7 protein-coding genes are annotated in these 13,787 nt (G+C 59.7%); 5 read left to right on the forward strand and 2 right to left on the reverse strand.

Features of this window, described 5'->3' with window-relative positions; genetic code table 11:
• A partial coding sequence (locus AC1DLB_RS06095; protein ID WP_477784732.1) for a beta strand repeat-containing protein occupies nt 1-3,131 on the reverse strand: 3,131 nt, incomplete at its 3' end.
• A gap of 738 nt (nt 3,132-3,869) precedes the next feature.
• Here AC1DLB_RS06095 and AC1DLB_RS06100 point away from each other — a divergent pair.
• A complete protein-coding gene (locus AC1DLB_RS06100) occupies nt 3,870-4,409 on the forward strand; it encodes a hypothetical protein (protein WP_086944554.1) in 540 nt (179 codons plus the stop codon).
• Nucleotide 4,410: 1 nt separating this feature from the next.
• Here the strand turns inward: AC1DLB_RS06100 and AC1DLB_RS06105 are convergent, their stop codons facing one another.
• Nucleotides 4,411-8,559, reverse strand: a complete 4,149-nt coding sequence (locus AC1DLB_RS06105) for a CheR family methyltransferase (RefSeq protein WP_477784733.1) — start codon at nt 8,557-8,559, stop codon at nt 4,411-4,413.
• A 370-nt stretch (nt 8,560-8,929) separates the two neighbouring features.
• Here AC1DLB_RS06105 and AC1DLB_RS06110 point away from each other — a divergent pair, with 370 nt between their 5' ends.
• The 4 genes from AC1DLB_RS06110 to AC1DLB_RS06125 form a co-directional block, all read left to right on the forward strand.
• Complete coding sequence (locus tag AC1DLB_RS06110) at nt 8,930-10,534, forward strand: response regulator (protein ID WP_477784734.1); 1,605 nt, start codon at nt 8,930-8,932, stop codon at nt 10,532-10,534.
• Nucleotides 10,531-11,223 (forward strand): sensor histidine kinase, encoded by a 693-nt coding sequence (locus tag AC1DLB_RS06115; RefSeq protein ID WP_064616474.1) that lies wholly within the window; start codon nt 10,531-10,533, stop codon nt 11,221-11,223. The genes AC1DLB_RS06110 and AC1DLB_RS06115 overlap by 4 nt, the downstream gene beginning before the upstream one ends.
• A gap of 221 nt (nt 11,224-11,444) precedes the next feature.
• Entirely contained in the window at nt 11,445-12,686 is a 1,242-nt protein-coding gene (locus tag AC1DLB_RS06120; RefSeq protein ID WP_173861199.1) for a glutamine synthetase family protein, read from the forward strand.
• Between the two features lie 70 nt (nt 12,687-12,756).
• The coding region (locus AC1DLB_RS06125; protein ID WP_477784735.1) for an MFS transporter at nt 12,757-13,787 on the forward strand (1,031 nt) is incomplete at its 3' end.

Below are 13,787 nucleotides of genomic sequence, written 5' to 3' on the forward strand. Positions count from 1 at the left end.
CTGCTGTCGACGGCGATCGAGCCGTAGGTTCCAGTTGCCGAGCCATTGATCGACCAGGTGGCAGTGGCCGCATGGTCGATGTCGCTTGAACTGAACTGGCCGCTGACGCTGAGGGTGGTGTCCTCCTGCACGGCGCCGACATCGTTGCCGCTCGCRAAGCTGAGCACCGGCGCATCGTTGCTGCCGGTGACGGTGACGGTCACCTGTTGGGTGTCGACGCCACCGAGGCCGTCGCTGACCTGGATGGTGAACACTTCGTTGTGACTCTCGCCGGCCTGCAACGACTGCACGGCACTGGCGACGCCATTGGTGCCGTTGGCCAGGGTGTAAGTCCACTGACCGCTGCTGTCGACGGCGATCGAGCCGTAGCTGCCGGTATTGGACCCGGCAATGCTCCAGGTCGCGGTGGCGGCATGATCGATGTCGCTTGAACTGAACTGGCCGCTGACGCTGAGCGTGGTGTCTTCCTGCACCGCGCCGGCATCGTTGCCGTTGGCGAAACTGAGTACGGGCGCATCGTTGCTGCCGGTGACGGTGACGGTCACTTGCTGGGTGGCGACGCCACCGAGGCCATCGCTGACCTGCATGGTGAACACCTCAGCATGACTCTCGCCAACCTTCAGTGATTGCACGGCACTGGCAACGCCATCGGTGCCGTTGGCCAGGGTGTACGTCCACTTACCGGTGCCGTCCACGGCGATCGAACCATAGGTGCCGGTATTTGACCCGGCAATGCTCCAGGTGGCGGTGGCCGCGTGATCGATGTCAGTCGAGCTGAACTGGCCGCTGACGCTGAGGSTGGTGTCTTCCTGCACGGCGCCGACATCGTTGCCGCTGGCGAAGCTGAGCACCGGCGCATCGTTGCTGCCGGTGACGGTGACAGTCACCAGATGGGTGGCGACGCCACCGAGGCCATCACTGACCTGCACACTGAACACTTCGTTGTGACTCTCGCCAGCCTTCAGTGATTGCACCGCACTGGCAACACCATCGGTGCCGTTGGCCAGGGTGTAGGTCCACTTACCGCTGCTGTCCACCGCGATCGAGCCATAGCTGCCGGTGTTTGACCCGGCAATGCTCCAGGTCGCGGTGGCTGCATGATCGATGTCGCTTGAACTGAACTGGCCGCTGACGCTGAGGGTGGTGTCYTCCTGCACSGCGCCGACATCGTTGCCGCTSGCGAAGCTGAGCACCGGCGCATCGTTGCTGCCGGTGACGGTGACAGTCACCTGCTGGGTGGCGACGCCACCGAGGCCATCRCTGACCTGCACRCTGAACACTTCGTTGTGACTCTCGCCAACCTTCAGTGATTGCACCGCACTGGCAACACCATCGGTGCCGTTGGCCAGGGTGTAGGTCCACTTACCGCTGCTGTCCACCGCGATCGAGCCGTAGGTGCCAGTATTGGACCCGGCAATGCTCCAGGTGGCGGTGGCCGCGTGATCGATGTCGCTCGAGCTGAACTGGCCACTGACACTGAGGGTGGTGTCTTCCTTCACGGCGCCGGCATCGTTGCCGCTCGCGAAGCTGAGCACCGGTGCGTCATTGCTGCCAGTAATGGTGATGGTCACAGTCTGCGTCGCCGAAGCAGCGTTAGCCGCGCCGCTGTTGTCGGTGGCGACCACGGTGTACGAGAAGGTGACGGTTTCACCCGCGCCGAGGAAATCGAGGTTCTGGCTGGTGCTGTAGTCCCAGCTGTTGTGATCAACCGAGAACCCGGCGACCAGTGCTGAGGCCACACCCGCATCGAGCGTGCCGCCGCTCCAGGCGATGTTGCCGTTGGAGGCGTGCGACACAGTCACCACGTCGATGTTGTCCACATCGGCAAAGCTCAGTGCGCCGCTGTCGCTCAGTGTGGCCGTACCGTTGCCTTCGCTCATGGCGCCGGTGGTGTCGGCAATCGTCAGCGTCGGCCGGTCGTTGGTGCCAGTGATGGTAATGGTCACGGTCTGTACCGTGCCGTCGCCGATCGCCACGTTATAAGTCTGGGTGAGGATCTGGCCTTCGCCCAGGAACTGCACGGCGGCGTTGTCTACCGCGAAGTGCCAGCCCAGCGAACCGCTACCGGTGCCGGTGCTGTCGTGCAGTGGATCTGTGGTGAAGCTGCCCAGGTAGCCGGAAGCGCCCGGTGTGACGGTGACGCTGTGGGTGTCGATCAGGTCGGCGTCGGTGAAGGTGATGCTGCCGTTGGCGGCGTAGTCGCCACTGTCTTCCTTGGCATCGCCGGTCTGCACGCCGCTGGTGATGTGCACCTGGTCGTTGGTGCCGGTGATGGTGATGATCACATTTTGCGTTGTCGACGAACCATGCCCATCACTGACGGTGACCACATAGGTTTCGGTAGCTGTCTGACCCTGGGCCAGGTACTGGGCTGCCGCATTGTTCACGGTGTAAGTCCAGTTAACGGTGCCGTTGGCCGCATTGGCCGCTTCAATGACAGAGGCAAGGCTGAAGTTGCCCAGCGCTGTGGTATTGCCTCCCGCCGCCACGAATGAAGCGGTATGCGTGTCGCTCAGATCGACATCGCTAAATGCAATCGTGCCTGTCGTACTCAGCGAATCGGTAGTGCTCGGCGTTGTGGGCGCATCTTCGGTCACCGTGCCAGCCTGCACGCTGACGTTCATCGTCACACTGTCATTCATACCGGCAAATTGCACTTGCGCAGTGGCCCAGCTGAGGGTGCCATTGCCGAGACGAATCGCATACGTAAAGCTGTCTGCCAGGGACGCTCCGGCAGCAAGCTCCTGAAGTTGCGTCTTGAAAGCAGTCGATAAGGTAGCGGCGTCGTAGCCGACTTTGCCATCCGATGTAATCCAGATTTTTGCCCCGTTGAGGCTGGTGTCGGTGCTCGTCGCCTCAATTCTGCTCGTGTCCTGGACCAGCAGATCGGCCGGGGCATAAACCTTGGTGGCAGTAGAAAGGCTGGTCGCGTTATCAACTGACCAGAGCGTCTTTGCGTTACCGCCCAGGTCATTGGACATGACATCCAGGTACACGACACCCTGCAGGTCTTCAGTGATGGTCACGTTGCTCGTGCCAATGACACCCGTAGTGAAAATGTCGTCCTGCGCCTGCGGCGTATTGGAAAACGAAGTAACGGTGCCGCCGCTGGTCGTGGTGGTGGTAGCCATGTCTTTCTCCCGAGAATGCTTTTTTTATTGGAATTGCCAGGGACTGCTAACAGGACGAAGTCCCGTGCTTGCGCCGCTCAGAGTGTTCAGGAGCGGTACGGGGCGGCTACCGGACATCGTCGACCGTCTGGGCTTGACGGGACAGGTGGTGCCGGCAGAGGGGCGCTGGTCTCGCGGGGGTGAAGAAACTCGCCGTACTTGAGGAGCGAATCGCAGAAGCGGTCGGGCGAACGTGGGCCCAAGCCTGAGGCTGCGCTGCGCGTGGCGCGCAGTATCCTGAGAGCGCCCATAGGGAAGGGACTCCTGAAGTAATGGCTGGATAAGGCCGTATTTTGGTACAGCACTGACTCAGGGATACGGCCTTTCCTGATATCAGTTTGATAGGTGTTTAGTTGTGGGGTCAGGCTTTGTAAAGGTGTTAAGCGCAGGTAACAGTACGATGTGCCAATATTCCGACAAGTGGGTGTTTTGGTGTCAATATTATGTCGATTTGTTTTTGGCGAAGTGACCGCAGGCACTCAATAGTGGTGCATCTCAAATGATCTGAAACCCTTATGCGGCAAGGGCTGGCTGCATAATTCCAGTACAAGGAAACTCTAAAATTGCAGCGTCAGCGGTTAGAAAAGCCCGTCAGAGCATTCCTCTGGCAGTTTTTTTCTTGCTCGAACCACCTGACGACTTACGTGGAAAGTCCGTTATTGCTGTGCCTTACTTCTGACTCCACTCAAGGAGCCAGCAATGCGACACAGAGGTGCACAGTTCTGGTTATGGACCGACACCCGTTTGCCTCACCGCACCCATGAAGAAGTGCTCGGTGACGGGGTACAAGTGGAAGTGCGGGCGCGCGTGGGTCATGAGGGAATCACCCAGGTGTTCATCGGTGTTTACGATGCCCGTGGGATCATGCTGTGTGAGGAGTTTCACGACAGGGGCCGTGATGAGACTTACTGTGCGGCGTTGAAGTGGGGCGCTCTACGAGCGGGCGAGATCGTCGCGGGCACGCAGGCCTTCGTTGCACCTCATCGGGTGCAACTGACGCTCGGCACGGTCATCACCGATGAGTCGGTACTGGCGCTGCGGCGGATGGAAATGAACGAACGTGAGCGTTTCAAGCTCAGCTGTGAAGATGCGTGGTCGGAATACCTGACCGCCAAAGCGGCCATGCTTGACCTCATGCGCGCGCCCAAAGTCGATCCCAGGGTCTGGGCGGACCACAAGGAGCGACTGAAGCAGGCGATTGACCGGCGCGTCTGTGTACAACGCGCCTATTTACGCTGAGCTATTCAGAACCTGATGCCCGGGGCTGTCGCAGGGTCTCGATGGTCGCGATCAGGTCATCGTAGGACACCGGTTTTCCAATGTACTGGTCAAAGCCCGATTGACGAGCCTTTTTAATATCGCTGATAGCGCCATAGCCAGTCAGGGCAATGGCCGGCACATCCTTGACATGCGGCAACTGACGTAATGCTTGCATCAGTTCATGGCCGTTCATGACCGGCATGCCCAAGTCCGAAATGATCAGGTCGAAGTGGCTGTTTGCAGCCGCGTCCAGAGCGTCCTTCGGATGATCGAAGGCAACGACTTCGGCGTCCTCCATTTCCAGCAGCATCTTCAGGGTTTCCAGTACCTCGGCGGAGTCGTCGACCAGCAGAATCGTCAGGCCGCTCAGTTTTCCTGATACCTCATCGGTTGGCGTTGTGGTTTGGGTTTTGCCTTCACTACTGGCCAGGGGCAAATAGACAGTGAAGGTACAGCCTTCCCCAACGCCCGGCGAACTCACTTCAACCGTGCCATGTTGCGCCTCGGTCAATTGGCGCACCAGTGACAAACCGATGCCCAGCCCTTCGCGCTGGTGGTTGGCGTGCTGTGTTTCAGCCTGGCCAAACAGGTCGAATACGTGTTCGAGGTTCTCGGCCGCGATGCCGGTGCCATTGTCCTTGACGTCCAGCTGCGCCATGTTCTCGGCCAGGCTGGCGATCAATTGTACGCGGCCGTCGGGCGGGGTGAATTTCAGTGCGTTATTCACCAGGTTCCAGATGATCTGCTCCAGGCGCGTCGGATCGGCGCGCACCATCAACGGCTCCGAAGGCACATGCAGCTCGACGGTGGTGCTGTGCTGGTCGTTGRGGACGACGGTGTAAATATCGCGCAGCACACTGGCCAGATCCACGGCGATCGGTTTGAGCTTGAGCTTGCCGGTGCGCACGCGGGCGACATCCAGCAGGTCGTCGATGATCCGCGCCTGGCTGCTGACGGCATCGCAAATGGTGTTGACGGCTTTGGCGGCCGGCGCCACCGACTTGGTCACCGGCAAGCGCCGTAACAGTTCGGCGTTGAGCTGGATCAGGTTCAGAGGATGCTTGAGTTCGTGGGACATGACCGCGAAGAACTCATCCTTGAGGTAATTGGTGTTCAGCGTCTCGGCCAGTTGTTGGCTTTGTTCCTCATGCTGGCGTTTGTGACCGGTCAGGTCCCGGGCGATTTTCACGTAGCCGCGAAGGTTGTCACCGCTGAGCAAGGTCACTTCGCCGCTGCAATAGAAGCGGCTGCCGTCCTTGCGCAGGTGCCAGCGTTCATCTTCGGAACGGCCATGGGTGCGAGCCCCCAGCAGTYCGGATTCAGGCACGCCGGAGGCGCGGTCTTCGGCGGAAAAAATGAAGTCGTAGTAAGCGCCTTCGGCCTCAGCCTTGCTGTAGCCGAAGATCAGTTCGGCGCCTTTGTTCCAGGTGGTGATCACGCCTTGTTCATCAAGGGTGATGATCGCGTAGTCGCGGGTGCTTTCGGCCACCAGGCGCATGCGTTCTTCGCCCAGGCGCAGCTCTTCTTCGGCCTCGCGGCGTTTGGTGATGTCAATGAACGTCAGCACGGTGCCGTCGATACGGTCTTCGCTGGAGCGATAGGGCAGCAGGCGGGCGATGTACCAGTGCTTGTCGGTGCTGCTGACTTCACGTTCGATCATGTTCAATGATTCGAACACCGATGCCGCGTCACTCGCCAGGTCGTCGTAGTGCAGGCGATGGGTGATGTCGAGCAGGGAGCGACCGGTGTCCATCGGCAACATGCTGAAAATATCGGTGGCGCGTGGGGTGAACCACTTGATCCGCATACTGCGGTCGACAAACACCGTGGCAATGTCGGTGGAGGCGATCAGGTTGGTCAGGTAGTCGTTGATCTTGTCAGTTTCTTCGACTTTGGTTTTCAGCTCGTAGTTGACCGTCAGCAGCTCTTCATTGATCGATTGCAGCTCTTCCTTGCTGGTTTCCAGCTCTTCGGTGGCCGAGCGCAGTTCTTCGTTGATCGCCTGCATTTCTTCGTTGGAAGCTTTCAGTTCTTCACTGGAAATTTCCGATTGTTCAATGGTGTCCTGCAAGTGCAGTTTGGTGCGTTGCAGTTCACGCTCAAGATTGGACAGCACCTGGCTTTCGGTTTGAAGCAGGGTCTTGGCCGTCGCTTGCGAAGGATCGACTTCGACTTCCTCGAAAATCACCAGAATGAACTCGCCGTCCGCCTCTTCATCCTTGTAAGGCTGCGCCTCGAGGCTGACCTTGTAATGCCGCTCTTCGCGCTTGACCGGCACCTCGCGGGATTTCACGGCCAGGCCGCTCTGCTGGACCTGGAACAGCGTGGTGCGGATTTCCAGGCGCAGCTCTGACAGGATCAGAGTCAGCAGGTTGCGTGACAGCTCACCGCCCACATGCCGAAGGAAACGCCCGGCAGTTTCGCTCATGTGCAGGATGTCGGCGTTGGCATCGACGATCATGCTCGGCGGGGCCGCGCGTTCGAGGGCGCGCTGGTGGATGTCGGCAAACGACAGTTTGCGCTGCACGGCGTGTTGCGGTGCCTGATGGGAAATATTGGAGCGCACATAACCACCGCGCGGCACGGTCGGCGTGCGTCGGCTGTTGGCGGTGCCGGTCTTGGCGCGGAAGATCCGGTTGCGTTTGTCCACCGGCGTGAACAGCTCATGGCAAGCGTCTGCACTTTCGGAGGAACCGAGGAACAGAAAACCGCCGGGGCGCAAGGCGAAGTGGAACATCTGCAGGATTTCGCGCTGTACTTCGCGATCCAGATAGATCAACAGGTTCCGGCACACGATCAGGTCGATTTGCGAGAAGGGTGGATCGGACAGCAGGCTGTGTTTGGCGAACAGCACCTTCTCGCGGATTTCCTTGCGAATCCGATAGTGCTCATCTTCCTTGATGAAGTAATGCCGCAGCCGCGTCGGCGGCACATCCGTCACGATGGCTTGCGGGTACAGGCCGGCCCGGCCGAAGCTGATGGCGCGCTCGTCGATGTCGGTGGCGAAAACTTGCAGTGAGGCCTTGCTGGCTTCCTGTTGCAGCTGATCATTGACCAGCATCGCCAGGCTATAGGCTTCTTCGCCGGTGGAACAGCCAGCCGACCAGACCCGGATTTCTTCCTTTTCAGGCTGCGCCGAAACCGCGGCGCTGACCAGTTGCGGAATGACATCCCGCTCCAGCGCTTCGAAGGCTTCGCGATCACGGAAAAAGTTGGTCACGCCGATCAGCATGTCCCCCAGCAGCGCCTTGGTTTCTTCGGGATTGCTTAGCAGGTAGCGGTAATAAGCTCCCAAGTCGGGCTGGGCCGTGACCTGCATCCGGCGTTCGATCCGCCGCAATACCGTTGCGCGTTTATAGTGCTTGAAGTCATGACCGGTGCCGGTACGCAACTGGATCAGGATGTCGTGCAGCATTTGTTCGGCGAGCACGGCATCACGTTCGGCTACAGAGGCGAAGGATTGCAGTTCCGGATCATTGGCGGCGGGCAAGCTGATTTCCCGGGAGTTGTGCCACAGGTCCAGCAGCTTTTGCGGCATGTCTGCTACGGGCAATACCAGATCGACCATGCCGGTTTCGATGGCCGCCCGAGGCATACCGTCGAACTCGGCGTCTTCCGGTACCTGGGCCAGGGTAATGCCGCCCTGTTCCTTGATACGCGACAGGCCGACTGCGCCGTCGGAACCGCTGCCCGAGAGCACCAGGCAGAAGGCGCGCTCGCGGTGTACTTGCGCCAGGTCGCGGAAGAACAGATCGATCGAGGCATGGCGTCCCAGTTGTGGGTCGTTTTCAATTACCTCAAGGTTATTGCCATTCATCACCAGTCGCCGCGCCGGCGGGATGACATAGACCCGGTTTTTCTCGATCGGTACGGTTTCGGTGACCTGCAGAACCGGCATCCGGGTCGATTCCTGGATGATCTTGTCTGCGACGCTTTGGTGGTCGGGCGACAGGTGAAGAATGATCACAAACGCCATGCCGTTGTCGTTAGGCATGTTCTCGAAAAACAATTTGATGGCTTGCAGCCCGCCAGCCGACGCACCGATGCCCACCACTGGAAAATCCAGGGTACTGAGGGTCAGGGCCTTTCGCTCGGGAGCCGTGGCCGAGTGCTTGGGGGTGGTGGTCATTTCCTGGCCTTTGCCGGCGATTTAGAGCGTATTGGGTTCAAGCGGATAATAATTAGCGTGCTTCAATAAATCAGGATAATCCCGTTTTTCAATAACGCCTTCAAATATTTAGCGCAGCCGTATGATCTTTTGGCAGTAAAAGGAACGATTGCACTCCCGCTGCTTCAAGGGAACGCGACTACTGGCCGATAACGCGACAAGCCGTTGTGATTTCATCGCTGGCGGCCGGTAAAGCTCATCACGCGATTGTGCGAAATTGCTTGATAGCCAATGGCCTCTCGCTATCATCTGCGCGCCTGAAAGGCCGCGAAGCTGAACTCGCAGCCATTGCCTTTAGGTTGTTCTTCCTTAAATTGCCTGGAAATCTTCGATGCTGTCGTATCACCAAAAAAGCTTTTTGATCGTCGATGATTTCTCGGATTTCCGCAGTTCCGTCAGGTCCATGCTGCGGGAGCTGGGCGTCAAGGACGTCGACACCRCTGATACCGGTGAGCAGGCGCTGCGCATGTGCTCGCAGAAGTCCTACGACYTCATCCTGCAGGATTTCCACCTGGGCGATGGCAAGAAAAACGGTCAGCAGGTGCTCGAAGACCTGATGATCGAGAAGCTGATCAGCCACGAAAGTGTGTTTGTCATGGTCACCGCCGAAACCAGCCAGGCCATGGTGCTCAGCGCACTGGAGCATGAGCCCGACGCTTACCTGACCAAACCGTTCAACCGCTCCGGCCTGGCCCAGCGCCTGGAGCGACTGGAACAGCGCAAGACCTTGCTCAAGCCGATCCTGCAAGCGCTTGACCGGGGCAAACCGGTTGAAGTGCTCAACGCCTGCATCGCCTTGTGCAAACAGGACATTCGTTATTCGCCGCTGTGCCTGCGCTACCGCGCCGATGCATTGCGCGACTTGAACCAGAACGAAGCGCTGGAGCGTCTTTACGACAGCATCATTGCAGATCGGCCTTTGCCCTGGGCGTTTGCCGGATTGGGCCAATTGCTGTTCAAGCGCGGGCAGGTCAGCCAGGCCAAGGGCATTTACGAAAAAGCCTTGAAAGTCTTCCCGATGATGCCGGCCCTCTACGATGGCATGGCCGATGTGCTGGTCGCCGAAGGTGACACCAAAGCGGCGCAGAAAGTGTTGGAAGAAGCAATTCGCCTGTCGCCGCTGGCGGTGCGCCGGCAAGCGTTGCTGGGCAAGTTGGCAATGGCCAACGAAGATTTCGACACTGCCTCCAAAGCCTATCGCCAGGCCGTGAACCAAGGGGCGCAGTCACGGTTCAAGGATGCGGAAAGCAACCTCGGCCTGGCCCATGCCTTGATCAGCAAAGGCTCGGAAAAGGGCCTGGACACGCGGACCCGCCTGGAAATCAACACGACGCTGAGTGCAGTGGCGAAGGAGAACCCTTCCGACCCAGGCCTGCAGATTCGTGCGCGTCTGATGAARGCCACCAGCCTGCTGCTCAACGATGCCGARACCGCYGAGAAGCTSACSGAGCAAGCGATGATGCGCCTCGATGGCATGGAACAGTTCATGAGCGCCGAAGCGGCGCTGCTGGTGGCCAAGCAGCTGCAAATGCTGGGGCAGGCGAGTGCCGGTGCTTCGATGTTGAAAAACTGTGCGGAAATCTACGGCGACGATCCGACCGTAATGAAGGGCATCGCCAAGCTGACCGACGACCCGACCATCCTCAACTCGGGCAACGCCGCCGCCGACCTCAACCGTCAGGGCGTGCGGGTGTACAAGACCGGCAACCTGGTGGAAGCCCGGGAAGTGTTCCGCAAAGCCCTGGCGCTGCAACCGAAGAACATCAGTATTGCCCTGAACATGGCGCAGTCGCTGCTGCATGGCACCGACACCAGCGTCCCGTCGGCCGAGCTGGAAGAGTGCCGGGCCTGCCTGAAAACGGTCGGCCTGATGCCCGATACCGATGCGCGTTATCCGCGCTACCAGAAACTGAAAATCAAGGCGTTCGGCGAATGATCGACAGCGAACCGTCACTCGACTTCTCTACGGTGATTGCCTCCACCGTGCACGACATGAAGAACTCTCTGGCCATGCTGATGCAGGCGCACAGCCAATGGCTGGCGCGTTTGCCCGACCCTGAGCGGCACACCCCGGAGCAGGGCGTCATCGACTTCGAGTTCGCCCACCTCAATGGCATGCTGGTGCAGTTGCTGGGGCTGTACAAGCTGGGCGTCAACCAGATGCCATTGCAGCCGGCCTACCATGAGCTCGATGACTTCATCGAGGCGCAACTGGCGGCTCATCAAGAAGTGTTCGCCAGCCGCGGCATTATCGCGACCTATGAAGTGGACCCGTTGAGCCCGCTGGGTTTCTTCGATCGGGAGCTGATTGCCTCGGTGCTCGCCAATTGCATCAACAACGCCATTCGTTATGCCCGGCATGCCTTGTTGATCAGTGTCAGCGATGAGGCCGGGCAATTGGTGCTGACCATCAACGACGATGGTGAGGGTTATCCACCCGAGATGATCGAGCGTCAGGCCGACTATGTGCAGGGCATCAACCACAGCAGCGGCAGTACCGGCCTGGGCTTGTACTTTGCCGGGCGGATTGCCGCCTTGCATCAGCGTGATGGTGTGGGCGGACGTACCGAAATCAGTAATGGCGGGCCATTGGGCGGCGGCGTGTTCAGCCTCTATCTCCCCTGAACGACACGTTCCTCACAGGATTGCGCCTTTTTGTTTGACGCTGCTTGATATTCCGAACAGCCGGAGCCTATTTTGTACGGGTCGCCGTTCGCGGCTCGTACAACAACAAGGATTGCGTCATGACAACCGATGGCCATCGCTCACTCGCGCAGCGATTGACGGGCATTGATGAGATTGAATGTGTCACGCCGGACCTGAACGGCGTGCCACGCGGCAAAGTAATGACCGCTGAAGGATTTCTTGAGGGGCGGCGTTTGCAGATGGCGCGGGGAGTGCTGCTGCAATGCATCATGGGCGGCTATCCGCCCGCGCACTTTTACGGCAGCGATGATGGCGATCTGGCGCTGGTGCCTGATCCGGGGCAGATCCACCGCTTGCCCTGGAGTTCGCACCCTCGGGCACTGGCCATATGCGATGCACAGGAACTGACGGGCGAGAGCTCGCACCTGTCGACTCGCGGCCAACTCAAGGCGGTGATCGCTCGCTACGCCGCCCTCGGTCTGGCGCCGGTCGTGGCGACCGAGCTGGAATTCTTTGTGTTCGCGCCCAACCCTGACCCGACGCAACCCTTCCAGCCTCCAGTGGGCCTGGACGGTCGTCGCGAGGACGGTCATTCGGCATTCAGCATCAGCTCCAATAACGGCTTGCGGCCGTTCTTCACTGAAGTCTACGCAGGCATGGCGGCGCTGGGCTTGCCGCGCGATACCTTCATGCACGAGATGGGCGTCAGCCAGTTCGAGATCAACCTGCTGCATGGCGATCCGCTGCTGTTGGCCGACCAGACCTTGCTGTTCAAGCATCTGCTCAAGGAAGTGGCGCTCAAGCATGGCCTGACCGTGGTCTGCATGGCCAAGCCGTTGGCTCACACGCCGGGCAGTTCGATGCATATTCACCAGAGCGTCGTCGAGATCGACAGCGGGCGTAACGTGTTCAGCGACAAGGCCGGCGAGCCGACCGCGACCTTCCGTCATTTCATCGGTGGTCAACAGGCCGGCCTGGCGGATTTCACTGCGCTGTTTGCGCCGAACGTGAACTCTTATCAGCGCCTGTGTCATCCTTTTGCATCGCCCAATAATGCCTGCTGGTCCCATGATAACCGCGCGGCCGGCCTGCGCATTCCGGCCAGTTCACCGGTCGCTCGTCGGGTCGAAAACCGCCTGCCGGGGGCTGACGCCAACCCGTATCTGGCGATCGCCGCGAGCCTGGCGTCGGGGCTGTATGGCATCGAAAACAAACTGGAACCGAGCGAAGCGGCACGGGGCGAATTCGTAGTGCCGGATAATCTTGCGTTGCCGTGTACCTTGCATGCCGCTCTTGAACGTCTGAAACGTAGCCAATTGGCGAAGGAACTGTTCGGCAAGGAGTTCATCGAAGGCTACATCGCTTCGAAGACCCTGGAGTTGACCAGCTTCCTCGATGAAATTACTCCCTGGGAACGGCGTGTTCTAGCAGCCCAGGCCTGACGACCTGTCGCCATCGGGCTATCGTTGTCGATAGCCCGATACTCACTGCAAGGAGCCGCTCGGAACGCCRATGCGCCAAATCCTGAAATCCTTTCGAGSRCTTTATTTCGCCTCGCTGATGATGTTGATCGGCTCGGGCCTGTTGAGTACTTACCTTGCCCTGCGCCTGGCGGCCGATAAGGTCGACAGCCTGTGGGTCGGCGCGTTGATGGCGGCCAACTATTTCGGCCTGGTGCTGGGCGGCAAGATCGGCCATCGGCTGATTGCCCGGGTCGGGCATATTCGAGCTTATTCAGCCTGCGCCGGGATCGTCGGTGCGGCGGTGCTGGGCCATGGCCTGGTGGACTGGCTGCCCGCGTGGCTGTTCCTGCGGGTGATCGTTGGCCTGGGCATGATGTGCCAGTACATGGTGATCGAAAGCTGGCTCAATGAGCAGGCAGAAGCCAAGCAGCGTGGCGTGGTGTTCAGCGGCTACATGATCGCTTCGTACCTGGGGCTGGTGTTGGGCCAGCTGATTCTGGTCATGCACCCGGGCCTGGRCCTGGAACTGCTGATGCTGGTCGCTCTGTGTTTCGCCCTGTGTCTGGTGCCGGTGGCCCTGACCCGGCGGATTCACCCGGCGCCATTGCACCCGGCGCCGATGGAACCGCGCTTCTTCATCAAACGCGTGCCGCAGTCACTGAGCACGGTGTTGGGGGCGGGATTGATCGTCGGTTCGTTCTACGGCCTGGCGCCGCTGTATGCCTCCCAGCAAGGATTGTCCACCGAGCAGGTCGGTCTGTTCATGGGCAGCTGCATTTTTGCAGGCCTGGTGGTGCAGTGGCCGTTGGGATGGCTATCGGATCGTTATGACCGGGCGGTATTGATCCGAAGTTTTGCGTTTAGCCTGGCACTGGCCGCGTTGCCGCTGGCGATCATGCCGCAGGTGCAACTGGAGGTGCTGTTCATCGCCGGGTTCCTCTGTTCGTTGGTGCAATTCTGTCTGTACCCGCTGGCGGTGGCGTTCTCCAACGACCACGTCGAGGGTGATCGCCGGGTGTCGCTGACGGCGATGCTGCTGGTGACTTACGGTGTCGGCGCGAGTGTCGGACCGTTGGTGGC

Source organism: Pseudomonas sp. 05N434, from assembly GCF_056396965.1.

Coding starts and splice junctions, on each gene's coding strand:
- AC1DLB_RS06120 (WP_173861199.1), top strand. CDS start 11,445: ATGACCGCTGAAGGATTTCTTGAGGGGCGGCGTTTGCAGATGGCGCGG.
- AC1DLB_RS06100 (WP_086944554.1), top strand. CDS start 3,870: ATGCGACACAGAGGTGCACAGTTCTGGTTATGGACCGACACCCGTTTG.
- AC1DLB_RS06115 (WP_064616474.1), top strand. CDS start 10,531: ATGATCGACAGCGAACCGTCACTCGACTTCTCTACGGTGATTGCCTCC.